The organism is Butyrivibrio sp. INlla18 (genome assembly GCF_900103635.1).
Taxonomy (GTDB): Bacteria; Bacillota; Clostridia; order Lachnospirales; family Lachnospiraceae; genus Butyrivibrio.
Window position 1 is genome coordinate 152,688 of the sequence record NZ_FMXK01000009.1, and the last position, 18,307, is coordinate 170,994.

At 38.5% G+C, this 18,307-nt stretch carries 18 protein-coding genes; 3 read left to right on the forward strand and 15 right to left on the reverse strand.

The features are described 5' to 3' along the window. The first annotated feature begins 161 nt into the window (after positions 1-161). Entirely contained in the window at positions 162-1,100 is a 939-nt protein-coding gene (locus BLS24_RS08010) for an AEC family transporter (RefSeq protein WP_091757830.1), read from the forward strand. Here BLS24_RS08010 and BLS24_RS08015 read toward each other — a convergent pair whose 3' ends face one another. From BLS24_RS08015 to BLS24_RS08070, 11 genes are all read right to left on the reverse strand, one after another. Further along, positions 1,101-2,423 carry an MATE family efflux transporter gene (locus BLS24_RS08015; protein ID WP_091757832.1) on the reverse strand — a complete coding sequence of 441 codons (1,323 nt, stop codon included), beginning with the start codon at positions 2,421-2,423 and terminating at the stop codon, positions 1,101-1,103. A 32-nt stretch (positions 2,424-2,455) separates the two neighbouring features. Then, complete coding sequence (locus BLS24_RS08020) at positions 2,456-2,893, reverse strand: GNAT family N-acetyltransferase (protein WP_176764372.1); 438 nt, start codon at positions 2,891-2,893, stop codon at positions 2,456-2,458. After that, positions 2,886-4,331: a methyltransferase domain-containing protein gene (locus BLS24_RS15235; RefSeq protein ID WP_176764373.1), complete on the reverse strand. Its 1,446-nt coding sequence runs from the start codon at positions 4,329-4,331 to the stop codon at positions 2,886-2,888. The genes BLS24_RS08020 and BLS24_RS15235 overlap by 8 nt, the downstream gene beginning before the upstream one ends. Positions 4,332-4,363: 32 nt before the next feature. Further along, a complete protein-coding gene (locus BLS24_RS08030; RefSeq protein ID WP_091757836.1) occupies positions 4,364-4,984 on the reverse strand; it encodes a methylated-DNA--[protein]-cysteine S-methyltransferase in 621 nt (206 codons plus the stop codon). 399 nt (positions 4,985-5,383) lie between these two features. Next, positions 5,384-5,881 carry a DUF6680 family protein gene (locus tag BLS24_RS08035; protein WP_013280047.1) on the reverse strand — a complete coding sequence of 166 codons (498 nt, stop codon included), beginning with the start codon at positions 5,879-5,881 and terminating at the stop codon, positions 5,384-5,386. A 27-nt stretch (positions 5,882-5,908) separates the two neighbouring features. Beyond that, the gene (locus tag BLS24_RS08040; protein WP_091757839.1) at positions 5,909-7,279 is read right to left on the reverse strand and encodes an ATP-binding protein; all 1,371 of its coding nucleotides are present in this window, start codon (positions 7,277-7,279) and stop codon (positions 5,909-5,911) included. Between the two features lie 331 nt (positions 7,280-7,610). Continuing rightward, positions 7,611-8,168, reverse strand: coding sequence for an ATPase (locus BLS24_RS08045; protein ID WP_091757841.1), 558 nt, complete (start codon positions 8,166-8,168; stop codon positions 7,611-7,613). Between the two features lie 4 nt (positions 8,169-8,172). Continuing rightward, the gene (locus BLS24_RS08050; RefSeq protein WP_091757843.1) at positions 8,173-8,352 is read right to left on the reverse strand and encodes a hypothetical protein; all 180 of its coding nucleotides are present in this window, start codon (positions 8,350-8,352) and stop codon (positions 8,173-8,175) included. A gap of 338 nt (positions 8,353-8,690) precedes the next feature. After that, the gene (locus BLS24_RS08060; RefSeq protein ID WP_091757849.1) at positions 8,691-9,443 is read right to left on the reverse strand and encodes a GNAT family N-acetyltransferase; all 753 of its coding nucleotides are present in this window, start codon (positions 9,441-9,443) and stop codon (positions 8,691-8,693) included. A gap of 2 nt (positions 9,444-9,445) precedes the next feature. Continuing rightward, on the reverse strand, positions 9,446-10,081 hold the full coding sequence (locus BLS24_RS08065; RefSeq protein WP_091757851.1) for a GyrI-like domain-containing protein: 636 nt from the start codon (positions 10,079-10,081) through the stop codon (positions 9,446-9,448). Positions 10,082-10,085: 4 nt separating this feature from the next. Further along, entirely contained in the window at positions 10,086-10,997 is a 912-nt protein-coding gene (locus BLS24_RS08070) for a helix-turn-helix transcriptional regulator (protein ID WP_091757853.1), read from the reverse strand. A 599-nt stretch (positions 10,998-11,596) separates the two neighbouring features. On the opposite strand from BLS24_RS08070, the gene BLS24_RS08075 reads away from it, so the two are divergent. After that, a complete protein-coding gene (locus BLS24_RS08075) occupies positions 11,597-12,475 on the forward strand; it encodes a tyrosine-type recombinase/integrase (protein WP_026515158.1) in 879 nt (292 codons plus the stop codon). Further along, on the forward strand, positions 12,468-13,619 hold the full coding sequence (locus BLS24_RS08080; protein ID WP_091757857.1) for an IS91 family transposase: 1,152 nt from the start codon (positions 12,468-12,470) through the stop codon (positions 13,617-13,619). Before BLS24_RS08075 ends, BLS24_RS08080 begins: the two co-directional genes overlap by 8 nt. A gap of 258 nt (positions 13,620-13,877) precedes the next feature. On the opposite strand, the gene BLS24_RS08085 is transcribed toward BLS24_RS08080, so the two are convergent. The 4 genes from BLS24_RS08085 to BLS24_RS15240 form a co-directional block, all read right to left on the reverse strand. Further along, positions 13,878-14,171 carry a hypothetical protein gene (locus BLS24_RS08085; RefSeq protein ID WP_091757859.1) on the reverse strand — a complete coding sequence of 98 codons (294 nt, stop codon included), beginning with the start codon at positions 14,169-14,171 and terminating at the stop codon, positions 13,878-13,880. Positions 14,172-14,501: 330 nt separating this feature from the next. Next, entirely contained in the window at positions 14,502-15,485 is a 984-nt protein-coding gene (locus BLS24_RS08090; RefSeq protein ID WP_091757861.1) for an AAA family ATPase, read from the reverse strand. 5 nt (positions 15,486-15,490) lie between these two features. Next, positions 15,491-16,108 (reverse strand): hypothetical protein, encoded by a 618-nt coding sequence (locus tag BLS24_RS08095; RefSeq protein WP_091757863.1) that lies wholly within the window; start codon positions 16,106-16,108, stop codon positions 15,491-15,493. A 30-nt stretch (positions 16,109-16,138) separates the two neighbouring features. Beyond that, the coding region (locus tag BLS24_RS15240; RefSeq protein ID WP_176764375.1) for a hypothetical protein at positions 16,139-18,307 on the reverse strand (2,169 nt) is incomplete at its 5' end.

Below are 18,307 nucleotides of genomic sequence, written 5' to 3' on the forward strand. Positions count from 1 at the left end.
AATTATTAGTAGTAAGCATAATTGACAGACAATAATGTGTCAACACTAAAAATTACAAATGCAATGCCAAACATCAAAAATGTCATATTTACAAAAAAATACAGAGCATCTACAATTATGGCTTGATAGGGAAATATTAAGTTTTTTGTTTGGAGAAAAATATGAGTTTATCGATAATCTTGCAGCAGATGGGTGTTATCTGCCTCTTAGTTTCTATTGGAATATTACTTGAGAAAAATGGCACAGTTGATGGGATTACCTCTAAGAAGGTATCTGCAATCGTAGTTGATATCTGTAATCCTGCGCTTATCATGGCATCAATCCTTGGAGGAAATATAACAGCTACGCATAAGGACCTCTTATATGCAGCAGGTCTTGGAGTGGCATTCTATGCGGTACTTGTAGTTATTGGCTTCGTGTTACCAGTTCTTTTACATGTACAGACTGACAAGCGCAAGTTCTACAACCTTATGTGTGTCTACACTAACACAGGCTTTCTGGGAATTCCTGTTGCCAAGGCAATCCTTCCACCAAACGCTATCCTGTACGTCATAGTTATCAACATCTTTTACAGCTTACTATTCTACACCCACGGCGTAACAGTCCTTGGAAGCGGCTCTGATAGTGCTGAGGAAAAGAGTAGTTCTCTTAAAAGTATCATCACTCCAGGAACCATCATGGCAGTACTTAGCCTTGTGGTATTTTGGTTTAACGTAACGCTTCCACCTATACTTGCTAACACTATCGAGTATGTAGGAAATTCCACTGTATTTCTTTCTATGCTTCTTCTTGGGGTATCAATCGCTAGATCAAGCTTTATGAGTTCATTGAAGGAGTGGAGGATCTGGGTATTCATAGTACTTAGAATGATCATCCTTCCTATAATCGTTGTGATCATCATGAAAGGCATGTCTTTTGACAAGACAGCAATCCTTGGCATGTGCCTTATGGCAGCAGTTCCTGTTGGAAATCTTCCAATGATCCAGGCTGAGAAAAAAGGCATGGACACAAGCGTCCTGGCATCTGCAATTGCAGTCACAACAGTAGTTTCTGTTGTGACTATAACCGTCTTAATAGCGGTTGCAACTGCTGTTCTCTAATTAATTTACTCCTACTTTAAGCCATTTTCCTTTGAAATAATAAATGATAAATACTATTGAGCTTACTGACCATGTCAGTGGATAAGCCCAGAATATCACGTTTACTACAGGAATAAGGCGCACGATTATAGTGATGTAGGTTATTCTAAGAAGACACCAGCTAGATAACATTACTATCATCGGTACTGTTGTCTTACCTGCTCCTCTGTATATGCCAGCAAGGCAGTGGCTAAGGGCAAGTAGGCAGTAGAAAAAGCTCTCTGTCCTTGCCTGGGTTGTTCCTATTGCAAGAACCTCTGCTTCACTTGAGAACATGCGAAGGAGTATAGGTGAAAAAGCAAATACTATTACTCCTATGATCTCTGCACATGAGATGCCTATGGCACTTCCAATAACAGCTCCCTTCTTAACTCTCTTAACCTCACCTGCTCCAAGGTTCTGGCTTACAAAGGTTGTAAGAGCCATGCACATGCATGTGATAGGTAAAAAGACAAATCCTTCAAGCTTAAAATAACTTCCGCAGCCTGCCATTGCCACAGAACCAAAAGCATTGATGTTTGACTGCACAACTACGTTTCCGATAGCAATAACGCTATTTTGTATTCCAGTTGGAAAGCCTATCCTCAGCTCTTTTGCCAAGGTAACTCTATCCATCCTAAGCTGCCTCAAATAGATCCTGTGAGGGCCATCCACCATAGTGAGCTTAGTAAAAGCTAGAACTGCGCTGACAAACTGAGCTATAACTGTTGCAAGAGCTGCACCTCCTATGCCAAACCCCAAGAACTTTACAAAGGCAATATCAAGTATAGTATTAAGGACTGTGCTGACGATCAGGTAGTACAGAGGTCTTTTGGAATCTCCCATTGCCTGAAATACGCCGCAGCATGCACTGTAAAGGATATTACCAAGACCGCCTAAAAAGTATATCTTGAAATACAGAACTGAACTTGGCATTACGTCTGCTGGCGTGCCCATCCACTTTAGAAGCGTTGGCGTAAAGAAATATCCCCAAACTGTCATTACTAATCCCATGACAATAGCAAAGGCAATTCCAGTATGAGCCGCTATCTTAACGCCATCATTGTCGCCTGCTCCATATCTTTTACCGATGATAACGCTATTGCCCATGAACAGACCATTTATAAAGCCTACCATCAAAAATATAAGGCTACCGGTAGTACTAACGGCAGCCAGTGCTTCTTTTCCCAGAACATTTCCTACAACAACTGAGTCCACAACGTTGTAAAGCTGCTGCAGGAGCTGTCCGAAGAAAAGCGGTATTGCAAATAGTATTAAATTTTTAGTGATCGAACCTTTAGTCATAGCATCATCATACTAGCAGAATAAAGTAAAAATCACAATGCAATTTTCATTGAGACTACTCCGTCATTACATCCAATCTCCTCAAATTCCATGCGCTTATACAATTCATAAGCAGTTTTCATTACATCTGGTCTTGTAGTAAATGTTACTAACTCATAACCTAGCGTACGTGCCTGTTCTAGCATTGAATTGAGTAGAATCCTTGCATAACCTTTTCCTCGGTATTCTGGTTTTATGAACAAACGCTTGGCTTCACATTTCGTTTCATCTATCTTCTTAATAGCTATACAACCAGCAGGTTCATCGTCCTCATATCCAACAAGTATTGCTCCATCTTTATAAAAACCTTTTAGATCCGCCACTTCTTTATCAAAAGAAACAAAGCATCCTTCGGCTCCTTTAATTTGAGAATACTCAGTAAATAAGCTTTTGATAACTGCATAATCATCTGATATTTTTACTTTAATCATAAAATTCTCCCCCATCCGGTCTTTTAGTTAGATACAGTACATATGTATCGTTAAAAACAATTCGGTCTCCAGCCTCTAGCACCGAATTTCTAAGTTTCTCAAAGAACTCAGTTCGTAGCGGTTCTGAAAGCACTATATGATCGCAATGGGTTCCACAAAATGACACATACTCATCAGCAGTAAATACGCGCTGACCTTTAAAATCGTGACGTGTAACCTCAGTATAGCCATACTCAGAAGCAGCTGTATATCGGAACTTTCCGTGCATATAAGGAATATCTGGCTTGTAGTAACGATCGTACAAGGCTTGGATCTTCGCATACAGCAACTCATTGCTTGATTTATACTCTGAGCTGGTAATCAGCATAGCAAGCGTTCCACCTGGTTTTAGAAGATCGAATGTTTTTGTATATGCCACTGTCTCAGGTATCCACTGAATTGTAGCAGCCGAATAGATCATATCAAACTTCATATCACCAAAATCATGTGTAATAAAATCATCATTCACAATGTTGAAGTTTGATAGCTTCCCGTACTTCTCTTTCATCTTACGATAAAGATGTTCTCCAAGTTCGATTGCATGGTACTCACAGCCAGTTCGAAGCACAGGCTCCGTAGCTTGTCCCGTTCCTGGACCGATTTCCAAAACACGTTTACCTGGGCCAATTTGGGCTTCTTCGATCAGATAGTTAAAAAGCTCTTTACTATATCTTGGACGAAATTTATCGAACTGCTCAGGGATAGTATCGAATACTCGTCTAAACTCGTCCTGTTCAAGTTCTTTGATATCTTCCTCAGTTAACCTATTGAGCTTTCTGTCCTTAACTTTGTAGATTGTTCCTACAGTATCTACCTTGCCTCCTTTGATAAAAAAGGCACTCATATCCTCCATGGCGTAAACTGTGCGGTCCTCTGACATCCTAAGTGTCTGCTCATAGCGCCATTTTTCTTCTAGGTCATGGTGACAGCTAACTGTGATGTTAGTGAATCCTATTCCATCGAACGCTTCCATTGATTCAAAGAAATCCACCGTCTTACGGGCCATATTCATAGAGCCAGCACTAACGCCAAATATAGCGGCATGGCAATCAGTCAAGGTATCATAGCAGCCTTTTTCACGAATAAGATCAAGCTGCTCCTCACAGGCTCCGCCACCCATCAGAAAAATACAATCCGCATTTTCCACAAGCTCTTTTGCATTACCCGGTTCTGTGCGCTTATCGATCACGCAGTGCTTTTCAAACGGTAAGCCCTGCTCTACAAACATCTCATACATGCCATCACAGTCATCATCATTTTGCTCATAATCTAGCGGACACGCTGTGATAAACACGATGCTTCTCCTATTCTTAAGTTCTGTTCTAAGACGCTCAGCAATCTCCTTTGAGAAATGATGCTCTGGAAAGCCGCTAAATACCGCCAACAATTCTTTTCTCATACTAGTCCTTCCCCTTGTGGTTATGATGTCTTTTATATTCTGTACTTTTCCAGATTCACCTTTCCATCGATGATCTCAACACCTTCACTTTCAAGTATCTGAGCCTGTTTCCACGCTCCACCAAAAGCATATTCTCCAGCAAGTTCTCCTTTGGAATTGACTACGCGGTGGCATGGTATGGTGCTCGGATCTGGATTTTTATGAAGTGCATTTCCAACTGCTCTGGCCATCTTTCTATCTCCAGCCAGCTCAGCTACATCAGCGTACGTAGCGACTTTTCCTTTTTGAATTTTCTTTACTGCCTCATATATCCTTTTTGTAGGAGAATCTGTAACAAGATCATAGCTCTCGGCAATCATTCTTTTTATGACATCATCAGGAATTGAACCATCTAGAATCACTGTATTCCAATGTTCCTTATTCTGATGATATCCTGGAAGCACTGATTTATATGTTCTTCTCCATAAATCTCGCCATTCTGGATCAACTTTAAGATTTAAATTGATATATCCATCTTTCTCATAGGTCCATAAAAAGGCCTTCTTAGTTCTTTTCACACGAACAAGTTGCCAATTTTGTTCACGAAATGGCGCTTCCTGATATGTATCTGGAAATGATAAGCCGTAGCTAAGTGCTTCTTCTCTTGTTTTCATATAATTCTCCTTGGAAAGGACCTAGAACTGCTATTATGTGCTCCTATGCAGTTTATATCATTGTATATATCATACTCAATTTCATTAGATAAAAAAAGAACCCTAGGTACAATAACCTGGGGTTCTGTAATCTGCAATAGCAGATATTCTCATCTCTTTGAGAACTATTAATGAAGTGAAAATACCGTATTTTAGGCATTTCTCCTTCAAGTTGCTGTTTACCTGCTGCGTACGGTAAAAAGCTCAGGGCTACTGTATGCGGCTGGTGGCAACAAATCTACCTTCTAAATACACCGTACGTTGTCATAATTATCTGTTCACAAGAACTAATTTCTGAAATTTACATAGTTAAATATTTTCACTTTATACCACAATACCTCAATCTCATTTTGTCCTCTCCTATTTTTGACTTTCATTTTTCATCTGCTGAAAGTATATACTAGCAGCGTTCATTATATCTAACTGTGCACTTTGGTATTGCTGCTGTTGAATAATATTATCCGATAACCCTTTGGGAATATATGGTTTCTGTATAGTCTCCCAGGTGACTTTTTCTTTATATCCCAATGATTTCGCCATAACATCAAGGAGTTTATCCCCTTCCGTTTTAATCTTTGAAAGTTCCATTTCATTTGGATTCTCTACACACAATCTATCATAATAAATCTTCCACTGATTTAATACAGATTGATCATCACTAAAAACAACCTCAATAATGTTCAATGCCTTAACACTTTCTGTAGACCAGCCCAAACCTCTACTTATCATTAGTGTTTTAAAAATCTCCATCTTATCAGAGCGCTTCTTTCTCCTGTCTTGTAAAATCTGGCCAACAACTACTGCAACAACCGGGGAAACTATTATTGCAATTATATTAATTATGTCTATTGTTCGCATATGCCACTCCTCATTTCATAGTATTTTTCATTTTAAAATCCATGTTCCCTGTTTCTTAGATCCAAGTCTTTCAATAGCATCATCCTCTATCAGCTGCTTCATCAACATCTGTACTGATCTTCGTGACTTCCCCATAATATTTGCCAATTCTTCTTGTGTTATGGTTGGATTCTCCTTAATCAGGAGCAATAAATAGTCTCTATCAGATAAAGTACCTCTTTGCGCTTTAACTTGCGCTTTATTTTGCGCTTTATCATAAGCATAATTCAAGTTCCATAGAGTAAGAAAGAAATTATAGCCATCAGTATAAAACTCTGGCTTTAAATTATCTGTATATCTTTCTTCAGATTCATAGGCATCAAGTATCTTCTTAAATCCACTTCCTCTTCTCTCCATCAAACGTAAGCGTCCAAAAACATCGGCCAGTATCGGATTTCTAAGCTTAGAAGGGACATGTCTCAAATCTAGTAATTGAACCTCAGAACCATCATACATTCCTCCTGGATTAGTAATAACCATTCGATCATCATAAATATCAATCTGGCTATGAGCTCCTGTCTGCAAATAACTTCTATGAATTAGTGCATTAACTAATCCTTCTTCTACTGCACGTTCTGGATAATCCGGCAATTCTACCCTTTTATCTTTGTCTTTTCTCCATCCTTTGTGAGAGTTTTTTCTAACAAAATCCATTGCATTATCAAAGAGTGATAATAAACTACCAGTAATTTCCAGATCATCCAGAGCATCTTGAACAGAACCCGCTTTATCTAAGCCATTCCATCTTGTACAAAACATTCTTGAATGATGAATATTCCATTGGTCAGCAAACAAAACACCTGCATTTGTCATTTGTCCATCTTCTTGCATCAATCCAAAGCTAATAAGATTTTCTTCAAAATCGTGATTACCAGACAATACATCAAGATATCTTTTCTTGAACGCTTCAAACGTCAGCTTATCACGAGTTATGTCAGAAACCATAGCGTCATATGACGTTCCTGTGCTTTTTATAATGAATTCAGTTAGCTCAAATCCTGTAATCTCCTTCTTTACACTTCCTGTACGGTAATAATATCTTCCATGGAGATTTAAAGGTAATCGCGATTTTTTTACCTCAACCTGAATATACTTCTTTTTATCTTTTGACTTGAGATTCACATCACAAGTTATCCCAAATGCTGCAGTAATTTTATTTGGAATATCCTCTAATAGCTTCTTTTGTACCTTTGAATCTAATCCAATAACGTTGCCATTATCATCAACTCCTATGTAGAGAGTCCCACCCTGGGCATTGGCATAGCCACAGATCCACTCTAGATACTTATCCTGCCATGACTCTTTCCATTCAACCACCTGATTTTCGTCATCTTCAATTATTTTGTCTATATCTCGCATAGCCTCGTCCTTAGTTTTTTATTTACAATATCATTGTTGCGCTTTAAATTCAACCCTAAAGCGCAAAATGTAATATCATTATTGCGCTTTACTAGCCAACTACTTAACAACATAAGGACATAACAAAAACACCCCAAGACAGTTGTCCTGAGGTGTAATAAGTCGTATTTGATTGTCCAAAGACGTAGTACGTTGTGAAACGATTATCTCTTTGAGAACTTTTTCGCTGCCTTAAGTGCCTTGTTTTGGGCATTTCTAGGGCGAGTTGCTGTTTACCTGCTGCGTACGGTAGAAAGCTCAGGGCTACTGTATGCGGTTGACGGCAACTTTACTATTCTTTTCTGGTAAACCAGCCAGGAACTTTGTGTGACAATCTCACAAGACTACCATCTTTATAAATCGCGAATCTCCTTAAATCCTCAGTGTTATCATATACCGCCACAAGATTACAAAGCGGAAGCACTTTCCAAAAAGCTTCTAATGACGCAGTATATCTTCTTTCTATGTCTGACTCGGCTACACCATGTCCGCCATGAGATACTCTTTTTGCAACACGCTCCTTGGCAATATCAACACTATCTAATCCAATATAGTGCAGTTCAATTAAATAGCCACATTCTTTCGACTTTTGAATATTTCTGATTACAGAATTTCCACATAAAGTTGTTTCTTGATTAAAGCTCACCCCTGCTTCGATATAGGAATTAAGAAGTATTACTGCTCTTTTTCCAGCCTTAAAAACATCAGATATATTCTTCCAGTCGCCATTGGATTCCCTAAGTATTTCATCAGCGTTTACTCTGTTTTCACATTTAAGATCAGGGTCCAACTGATACAATGTAGATTTTCCGGCGCCATTGACTCCTGCAACTATAGTAAACTTTTTCATCTACTCAAAAAAGATTCCTTTCAACAACTTCTTTTTGCCTTCTTTGTAGCAAAAAATCTCCTACCATCTCGTAGAAATCTTTTTCTTCATCAGTCTCGCTTTCAAGAACTAGCTGCAATGTATCCTTAGGATTCAGTTTTGCAATTTCCTTATATATATCACTATATTTTTTTACGTCGCACATATAATCACCTCGTAAACCAATACAATAACTCAAAAAGAGAGTTCACGCATGAACTCTCTTTTACCATGGGCATCTAAAGATTCCATAGCGCATCCACTACATAACTCGCTCATTTATAAGGCTGTGCATCACCCATATAAAAATAGAATAGCCAAGCTCCGCGCTCGGCTAGGTCCCAAGTGTTACTCGCACCTGACAACTCTGTTAATGATATAATAGCATATTTATAGGCTTTTTCAAGTATTACACTTTTGTCAAAAAAATCGACAGAAGTCTCATCAAGCTCTCCTAAGCTAAGAATATTGCTAATATGCTCGCTTACCGTAGCATGCTTAATATCAAAGATTTGCATTGACCAGTTTTAAAAACTTCTTATCATTCATTTGCTCATTAGTTACATAATCCCCATCACAGAACAGTGCATATGTGGTAATTGGTGTTGGAGCATTCTGAGCTTGATCTCTGGTCTCTATTCTGATCGCTCTAAACGGTATTCCATTGTTCTTAGCAGTCTCTTCCAAAACAGGCACATACTTGGCATTAAATGGGCACTGATTCGTGTAATAAAGTACGTATCCTTTTTCATCGATACGAGGATGCTTTGCACATTCCTTGAAGCATGGCGTTTCACCACTTTTTTCAAAGGACAGATACCACAGCTGGATTCCATTATCGGCTTGATCACAAACTTGAAAGCCTTTGAATGCTAGAAACTTTGGATCAGAAAGGAATGGCTTTTTCTTAGCAGCAGATAATATGCAAATTCCCTTCTTCCCCTTTCCCTTACTGTCCTTTATGCACTCATTAAGAAGATCACTTGAATAGCCATGCCCCTTTAAAGAGCCTGAAACCCACAGACAATCGATATACATATATTCCGGTGCATTTATCGGATTCCACGCATACTCTGCCGGGATATATTCAATAAAGCATTTACCGCGTTCGACACTCTTTAAGAAAACAAGCCCTTCATCAAATCTGTCAGCAAGCCAGGCTTTCTTGGATGAAACCTGTATATCTTTATTGTTTGATATAGCACAACAGATGTGTTCTTCTTCAAGATTATCCTGGGATACTCTTATATACTCCATCTTCAGCTCTCCTTTCTAATAGGATGTCTGATAACCGTCTTAAGCTTCTCTGGCACCACTTTCCTTGCATCGCTAAGGTAAATCTCATGGTGCAATCTATTTTCTGTGATATCTAAAACATATCCCTGCTCTTCCGCGAACTTATGCATCAATTCCACTGTTGCAGGCTCGTCATCATAGGCACCAACATGCATACACTGGACACAAAGTCCCTCATCGTAAGAGAAGAATTCCACCTTGGAAAAATCTTCCTTTTTCTTGACTGTAGCTTCTGCAATAGCCCAATCAAAATCTTCCTTTGTCGCAAAATCCGGCAAACGTATTACAGATATCCAGTTAAAATCAGTTTTACGAGCATAATCTATTCCCTCTACTCCGTTCTGCCACCAAAAGCCTTCTAATGGAGGTACTACATAATCAAAATAGCCCTCGATTTGATGACTGCCTTTTTTACTCATCTTGATAGTGAATGCGATCGCATATAAAAGACCTATAGCCTGCTTATACTCTCCGCCCTCTTCATTGGGATCACCAACGCCTCTCACGGCAATATAGTTCATCTTCGGAACCGTCACTATGGAAGGCGTGTCATTAGGCATGTAGAATTCTTTGTACTCCTTCTTGTAATCGAATGCCATGTCTTTATTCCTCCTTGTAAATCGTCGCCATTTTCTGTACCATCTTTGAAATCTGCCTCCTGGCTTCTACCGGTTCAAGCACTTCTGCTTTATCTCCAAAGGTCATTATCCATGTGATCAAATTATCTGAGTCCGTGTAATCCGCAGTAAACATAAGTCTACCATCCTCTGTTTCCGTAAAACAATTTGGTCCGAATTCCTCCACCAGGCGCCACTTTACATCCTTTGAAAACAGCGCTTTTACCTTGATTCCACCAGGAAATATCTTTTCTGTAGACAGATCAGGTAATGGAGCGTTTCTGCAGACAAATCCTTTATCCGTTTCAACCACTTTATCCATGCGGTTTAATTTAAATAGACGATAATCTTTGCGCTTTTGACACCATCCATAGACATACCAGCTGCTCCACTTAAACACTACATAATATGGCTCAATAGTTCGTTTTCCTTCTCCCGCCTGAGCATAATAGTGGAAGGTCAAAAGATGCCTGTTTTCTATCGCATCCTGAATAGTAGATATCTTTGGAGCCAGCGATGTCTTGTACCAAGAAGACAGGTCGATAAGGACAGAATCCCTACCGCTGATAAACTCCGAAGAACCTGCCTGGAGCTTCTCCATAAGCTGCCCATAATATCCGCTTCCACTAACACTATCAAGGCTTCGTAGTCCCGCCAGGATCATCTGCATGTCACGGGATGTCAAAAGAGTCCTATCCATCTTATAGCCATCCATGATGCTTATACCGCCTCCAACTCCCTGGGTCGTTTTGATTGGTATTCCTGCCTTACAAAGAGTATCAATATCTCTGTTTATTGTTCTTCTAGACACCTCGAAATGCTCAGCCAGCTCCGGAGCTGTCGTCACCTCTTTTTGCAAAAGAATTGATAGTATGCCGATCAGTCTGTCTATCTTCATTTGATCACCTTCTATAATTATCATACAAGCACAAACATGTCATCTATATGTCATGTTTATATTCTACACTATTTTTGACAACAAAAAACCCACAACCAGATGGTTGTGGGTTTCTGAAATCTGCAACTGCAGATATTCTCATCTCTTTGAGAACTTTTTCAATGTCCTAAGTGCTGTGTTTGTGGCATTTCTAGAACGAGTTGCTGTTTACCTGCTGCGTACGGTAGAAAGCTCAGGGCTACTGTATGCGGCTGGTGGCAACTTGAATAACTGCGATCAAAAATAATACTCTGATTTTTCTTTCTACTCATTAAATCTTTGTCTGTCTTTTGTAGGATTATCTTCCGATTGAACTAAGTCGCTGCGCGACGGCCTGCCAAGGCTGTGGCGCGGCGTTTTTACTTTTAAGAAAGGCGGTAGATAGTGTCTCCTAAAAGGAGTATTGTTTAAGTTACCACACCAAAACAAAACCACTACTTCCGCCTATGAAAAGATTAACATTTTCTGTATTTCTTCACAACTCTTTACTGCTGAGAGTTCGCCCTCCTCCGGAAGAATGTTTTTTATTACTGAAAATATTTAATTCTGGAGGATTTTTTATGAATAACGAAATTAGAAAGCAACTCAAAGAGGAGTGCTTTATCAGAAACTTATCACCTCGGACCTGCAGTATATATGAGTATCATATCAGCAAGTTTATCGCATGGAATGATTGCGAAAACATTGATGAACTGACCATTTACAATGCCCGCGACTATATCCTGGAGAAACGTAAGGATGGTAAAACTACGGGATATTGCAATGGTATTAATTCTGCGCTCACATTCTTTTATAAACATATACTCCATCAACCATGGAACTATGACATTGTTCCACGCATGAAGCTTGAATGGACTCTCCCCCAAGTCTTAACCCGCTCTGAAATAGAAAAGCTTGTGGACACTGCCAAAAATACCCGAAACAAAGCAATCATTGCATTGATCTATTCGTCTGGATTAAGGGTAGGTGAGGTTGTAAAGCTCGCTCCTGGTGACATATATATGTCTACTATGCAGATTCATGTCCGCAACAGTAAAAATCATGGTGATCATTGGAGCATTCTTTCAGAACGGACGCTTGAACTTCTAAAGCAATACTGGCGTGAATGCCCGGAGGAAAGAGACACTCTATTTGTTACTCTTCGCAAGCCCCATAAGCCTTTAAAAACTGGCGGTATCGAGATCATGTTAAAAAAAATTGGAGCAGAGGCCGGGATTGATGTGCATCCTCATATCCTGCGCCATTCTTTTGCTACCCATCTTATAGAAAACGAAACGCCTAGAGAGTATGTGCAGACACTGTTAGGACACAAATCTGCTTCTTCCACTGCCATTTACGTTCATGTGACAAATAAAGCAATTATGGGTGTCAAGAGTCCATTTGATCTTCCAATAGAGGAAGATACTTCAAAAGACAATGAGGACAATGGGGATGAATAACGTGACCATACAGGATGTATTTGAGCAGTTCCTGCCAATGGTCGCTGACAGATCGTTTTCTGATGAACAGTTCAGAGCAATTCAATGTATAAGATCCTGCCGCACTGCTGAAATGGGTGCGCATGTAAGTGAGTGTGAATCCTGTCATTCAAAGTTTATACATTACAACTCCTGCAAAAACAGGCACTGCCCTATGTGCCAGGCAATGGAGGTGGATGAGTGGATAGACTTAAGGCGTGAAGATGTACTGGATGCGCCATACTTCCATACTGTATTTACTGTCCCGGGACTTTTGTATCCTCTGATCTATGCCAATCAGAAGCTTCTTTATGATGCGCTTTACCATGCAACTAATAAAACTCTGTCAGAGCTTTCCAAAGATACCAAGCACTTTGGCGCAAAGATAGGCTACATCTGTATTCTTCATACATGGGGATCCAAACTTAACTATCATCCGCATATTCATACGATAGTTCTGGGTGGTGGGCTTGATAGCAAGAATCATTGGAAGGACAAAGGAAATAAATTCTTCCTACCAGTTAAGGTTATGTCTGCTGTCTTCAAAAGATACTATCTGGAAGAACTTAAATACCTTTATGAGTACGAGAAGCTGTCTTATACTGGTGGCGCTGAAAAGCTAAGGAATACCTATGAGTTCAAAAGTCTTCTTGATAAGCTCTACGCTATGGATTGGGTTGTATATTCCAAGCGGACATTCAAAGGAGCACAGGAAGTATTTAAATACCTTGGGAAATATACTCACAGGATTGCTATAAGCAACAGTAGAATTCTGAGTATAGATTCTGAGAATGTAACCTTCGCAGCAAAGGACTACCGTGTAGATGGCAAGTATAGGCCTATGACAATCTCAGGAGAAAAGTTTGTATCACGATTTCTTCTGCACATACTTCCTAAAGGATTTGTGAGAATACGCTACTATGGGCTACTTGCCTGTAGATGTAAAGCGCAGAAAATGACTCTATGCAGGAATCTTCTTGGATGTGAACAGTATCTTTCCAAACTCAGAGGTAAGACAACTGCTGAAAAGATCAAGATTCTTTATAACCATGACATTTGCAAATGTTCCAAGTGTGGTGAACCTCTCATCACTTTTCGCATGGACGGCAGATATATGCTTTGTTGAGTAAGTGAATCTCATATCGATAGACAAGCCTTTTCACGAAGGCTTATTTTGCGTGGAATAAAGACTGTATTTGAGAATGGCTGATGTCTTTTAGCCGGAAACAATGATAAGATTTGTATAAATGGTGGCAGATTGAAATTCCACAGCCACCCGGACGCGACTTAGTTCACTCTGATGAAAATCGGTCTGAAGCCCAAACAAAAGGACAGATTTAGGATATATGAAGTCTGTTTTTTTGTTTGGTCTTACACCGATTGTTCACGTTACTAAATAACTTACGTTCTTATCAACAAATTCATTATGTTTTTGTACCAGCTCATTAAATTGAACGAACTGATTTTCACTCTTATCACATCTCAATACTATTTCAATATAGTCATCAGCCTCTCTATAGGTATCAACCTTTAATCCTTTTTCACTTAATATGCCAATTTCATCTATCCATTCTTCGTAGGATGAATTGATAGTATTCTTATTAAAAAAACTAACACAACCTGTGCATATTATTACTATTAGAAACAATATAAGTACATTTTTCTTGCCGCTTCCCATATGGTACCGTTTTCCCCTATCCTCAATTTAATTATTTAAAAAACATAGAAAATTATAAAATAATATTACGTTTTCCGCAATATTTTTAATGCTTATAAATGTACTTTTGTTGCACTTTTACAGCTTTTTATAATAAAAAGAACTCCCATTTGTTAAGGGAGTTCTTAAGGATTTTAAACAAATATGTATTATTTGAATTATGCTGTCTCAATCTTCATTCCTGTGTAAAGCTGAAGCTGTTAAGAAAGCTATCGGCTGATCTTCTCTTCGCAGAGCTTTAATGAGATTACAACCCCCGTTTCCTATTGGAAACGGGGTATTTTTCGTGTATTAGCTTACTGCTGTTGCAGTTCTAACAAAGCAATCAGTAAACTGCTTTGTCTTATCTGCCTTGATATATTCGCAAACAGGACAGTTTTCAATCTCCTGTTCAAAGGCTATATTTTCATTCTCATCATACTTGTTGCAGACCAAAACGCAGTTGCTTGACTTATAGCCCATATCCTTAATCAGAGCCTTAGTCTTTAGGTACGAATATTCATCTTGTAAAAGCGTTAATATTACATTCTCATTTTCATGAACCATGAATGATTCTTTGGATATAATCTCTTTGGGCATTTCTACAACTATATAGTCGTAAATATTCTTATCTCGTATACCATAAGCAATATCAAGCAAAACATCTAGTGAGATTTGCCATGAAGATAAAAGACCATCTATTTGAGGAACGTAGTCAAATCCCTTATTTTCTAAACTACTTAGTAAGTAATCACAAGAAACGGATACTGATCTAGTAAGTAGTCTTATAATATCTTCAGATAAACGCTTCTCTTCCTGAATAACAAATGAAAAGTTTTGAATATTCTCAGTATTGATATATAGAACCTTTCTTCCCATCTCAAAAAGAGCTCTAGAAACGCCAACTGCAGTTGTAGTCTTTCCACTTCCACCACATGCTGACAGAACTTTTATTATCTTGGTCTCCTTAAGTTTACTTCCATCATTTCTTATAAACTCAAGTGGAATAGCCCGCATTACAGCCTGTGCTCCACCATACTTGTATATAGTTGTATCACTGGCATCATTCTTTTCAGTAATTACAAATGTCTTATCTGCTTTTATTTTTTCTGCATAACCAAGACACTTTTCATCAATGATAAGAATACTCACCTTATGCTCACTATTAGAATACTCAGTCAAAAATCTTATATCAGAAATAACAGATATCTTCATCTTTCGAGATAATCCAGTAACTAAAGCTCCTTCAATTATGCCAACATACTCTTCATCCAAAGAGATAAATAACAGTTCCATATATTTTAACTTCTCTTTTCTTCAAAGGTTTTAACGATTGTATATCTATATAAGAAATACAGTATCATGATTAAGTAAAGCATCATTAAGCTTGCAGTAGTTTTCTTAACGTCACCTTGGAAAGCTATCACAACTGTTACCACTGAATAAACGGCCTGTAATAATATCAAGAGAATCCAAATAATTCCTACCCTGAAATAAAAAGATTCATTTTCATTCACAAACATTGCTATCATAGTCATTCCAATAATATCCAAAGCCTGTTGCAAAACCATAACTCCAAAACTCACCTGCAATACCGCATCTGGATTAGCAAGAGCACAAATCACTGATGACACAGCATCGGCCGTGCAAAGCCAAGCCAGATATCTAAAAGTTCTGTGTGCCTTAGGCAGGTATTCTTCTGCATCAATTCTGGACACGATCAGTTCTGAGTTTTCCTTTATTCCCACATATTTGTCATTAACATAATCAGCACTTTTCTTTGCAAATATAGCTCTAACTACTGCCAAAAGCGCAAATAACAAAGTAAGATTAACAGGCACAAATAAATTGATAATTCTAAGAAGCAATACAGTAGCTGCAACTAACATATAAACAAGTAATGGTCTGTCTTTTTTCATGTTTATTTTCCCCTTTAAGCCTTTTTTCAATTATCTCAAAGCATTAACACCGCTATTCCAGCCTTCAAAAACGGTTACTCCAGGTACAGCATCAACAGTACTATCTTGCTTAACTGATTCATAGTCTGTATTAATAGTGTCCAAGTAATCATATAGCTGAGAATAACTTGTATTTTCATCAATTACATATCCGCCAGTTACTAGATTTTTCATATCCGTTTTCTGGTCATCTGTAAACTCAGTATGGGAATCTATCTCTTGCTTAATAGCATAAGCTGTATCTGCGTCCCAGCCACATAGTGCTGCCAATCCGTGCATTCCATCAGTTCCAGGAGAAGTCATTATTTCTTTATAGGTATTCGTATATCCTGGCGTATACAATCCCACATTAGCAGTAGCATATGTTGTAGTCTCCCCATTTTGAGTAACTACACACTTACCAACAGACCCGGCAAGCTTTGCATAATCATTGGCCTCTGCCATGTCTTTCGCCTCCTGCACACCATTGGATGCAAGTAAAGTATATGTATCAAACACAAGATTCGATCCTGAACTATATATACTTGACGCTTTCTTTTGTCTATCCTTCCAATCATCATCAAAACTACAGTTATTGTAATAATAGTCCAATGTTGTAGACGCAGATTTATCTACAAGGGTTTTGACATTATCTGATGAAAAACCATCCTTTGTTTTAATGAGCCCACCAACAATAGCTGGTCCCTCTGGTCCTATGGCAGAACTAGCTAAAATAGCTGTATCTTCAACTATGCTTTCAATCATCTTGCCTTGTTCCTTGTAAGCATTTTCTACAGCTGCATCATCAGAACATTCTGCCAATGCCGCAGAAACAGCGTCATACCCCACTTCAAAAGTCACATCCATACTAAATGTTTCTGGATTCGCAAAAAGTCCAGCTGGATGGTAGTGTCCATAATTTTCCATATAATTTTGACTGGACATTTCAAAATGAAGGGATCCATTATCATAATCCATTCCAGTAATCGTATACTTTCTTTCAGGTGCTGTAAAATCATCATACCAAGCAGTATCAGAATCTATCTTCTCTGTAATACCTATATATGCATCATAAAGAAGTAAATTTTTCCTATAGTTTTCATATAAAGCATTAGCTGCGTAAGTATTATTAGTAGACATAGCGTCCACATATTCAGCAGAAGATTTAACTACTACCTGATATCCACCAGTTTTAAGAGCACTCAATACTTCATCTGAATGTAAACTCATAAATACAGCATTCATTTCATCAATGTAATTCTTATATCCATCATCAGAAAACTGGTGATTTCCAGCTTTGTACTCTGTATGAACCAATCCCATCTGGTATGTAGCCACATAGTACCAACAATTCTGAGCTTTATCTGCCAGGCTATGTCCATAGCTGTTATATCCATTTAATGAATCTCCTGATAAAACACACTTAAACAACGCTATTTCCTTATTGTCATTCTGTTCAAGATGCTGCTCTGCTGCCATAGACTCCACAGCTGCAGTAAGCGATGCAAGCGAAAAAGAACTCTTAGTTGTAGCAGCCTCTATCTCCTCATCGGTTATACCCATCTCATGAAGTTCTGCTCTAAGTGCCCTTTGTAAGACAGTATTTTGCTCAGTTCCTTTATAATCTGGATATGTATATGTTCTTGTAAAATCAAACATATATCTTTGCTGAGCGATGTCCCCAAAACTATCAGTTGCTGAAGTATTGAGAGCATTTACGCCTAAAACATACTTAACAAATGAATCATATAAAGTGTCAAGCCTATCTTTTTTGTCACAATCATCCTGAATAGCTTCACATTCTGCTGAAACATCAATTTGTCCAATCTCAAGTGATGACAGATAACTTTCCACTGTATTCTTCAAGCTGGCTATATTTGTAAACTGAAGTACTGCGTCATCTGTGGTAGTACTTAACACTCCTCCACCATCTCCATAAAATGTAGTATCCAAGTAGAGTTCTGATGTCATCGGAGTCTTGGGAATAGCATTTTCCATTCCTCCTAGTCCTCCGCTAAAAAGAGCGGCACCTGCACCAGCACAATAATCTCCCATATATTCACTTTCGCCTTGAAGTATTTCATAGAAATTCTCACATCTAAGTAAGAGTCTATGAGCTCTAAACGACGTCAGATTCATAGTATTAAGAGCCACATCCGTTTTTGTCAGTAGCTCGGTAAA

Excerpts from the sequence above, each read along its gene's own strand:
- BLS24_RS08010 (WP_091757830.1), top strand. The coding sequence starts at position 162 with ATGAGTTTATCGATAATCTTGCAGCAGATGGGTGTTATCTGCCTCTTA.
- BLS24_RS08015 (WP_091757832.1), bottom strand. The coding sequence starts at position 2,423 with ATGACTAAAGGTTCGATCACTAAAAATTTAATACTATTTGCAATACCG.
- BLS24_RS08020 (WP_176764372.1), bottom strand. The coding sequence starts at position 2,893 with ATGATTAAAGTAAAAATATCAGATGATTATGCAGTTATCAAAAGCTTA.
- BLS24_RS15235 (WP_176764373.1), bottom strand. The coding sequence starts at position 4,331 with ATGAGAAAAGAATTGTTGGCGGTATTTAGCGGCTTTCCAGAGCATCAT.
- BLS24_RS08030 (WP_091757836.1), bottom strand. The coding sequence starts at position 4,984 with ATGAAAACAAGAGAAGAAGCACTTAGCTACGGCTTATCATTTCCAGAT.
- BLS24_RS08035 (WP_013280047.1), bottom strand. The coding sequence starts at position 5,881 with ATGCGAACAATAGACATAATTAATATAATTGCAATAATAGTTTCCCCG.
- BLS24_RS08040 (WP_091757839.1), bottom strand. The coding sequence starts at position 7,279 with ATGCGAGATATAGACAAAATAATTGAAGATGACGAAAATCAGGTGGTT.
- BLS24_RS08045 (WP_091757841.1), bottom strand. The coding sequence starts at position 8,168 with ATGAAAAAGTTTACTATAGTTGCAGGAGTCAATGGCGCCGGAAAATCT.
- BLS24_RS08050 (WP_091757843.1), bottom strand. The coding sequence starts at position 8,352 with ATGTGCGACGTAAAAAAATATAGTGATATATATAAGGAAATTGCAAAA.
- BLS24_RS08060 (WP_091757849.1), bottom strand. The coding sequence starts at position 9,443 with ATGGAGTATATAAGAGTATCCCAGGATAATCTTGAAGAAGAACACATC.
- BLS24_RS08065 (WP_091757851.1), bottom strand. The coding sequence starts at position 10,081 with ATGGCATTCGATTACAAGAAGGAGTACAAAGAATTCTACATGCCTAAT.
- BLS24_RS08070 (WP_091757853.1), bottom strand. The coding sequence starts at position 10,997 with ATGAAGATAGACAGACTGATCGGCATACTATCAATTCTTTTGCAAAAA.
- BLS24_RS08075 (WP_026515158.1), top strand. The coding sequence starts at position 11,597 with ATGAATAACGAAATTAGAAAGCAACTCAAAGAGGAGTGCTTTATCAGA.
- BLS24_RS08080 (WP_091757857.1), top strand. The coding sequence starts at position 12,468 with ATGAATAACGTGACCATACAGGATGTATTTGAGCAGTTCCTGCCAATG.
- BLS24_RS08085 (WP_091757859.1), bottom strand. The coding sequence starts at position 14,171 with ATGGGAAGCGGCAAGAAAAATGTACTTATATTGTTTCTAATAGTAATA.
- BLS24_RS08090 (WP_091757861.1), bottom strand. The coding sequence starts at position 15,485 with ATGGAACTGTTATTTATCTCTTTGGATGAAGAGTATGTTGGCATAATT.
- BLS24_RS08095 (WP_091757863.1), bottom strand. The coding sequence starts at position 16,108 with ATGAAAAAAGACAGACCATTACTTGTTTATATGTTAGTTGCAGCTACT.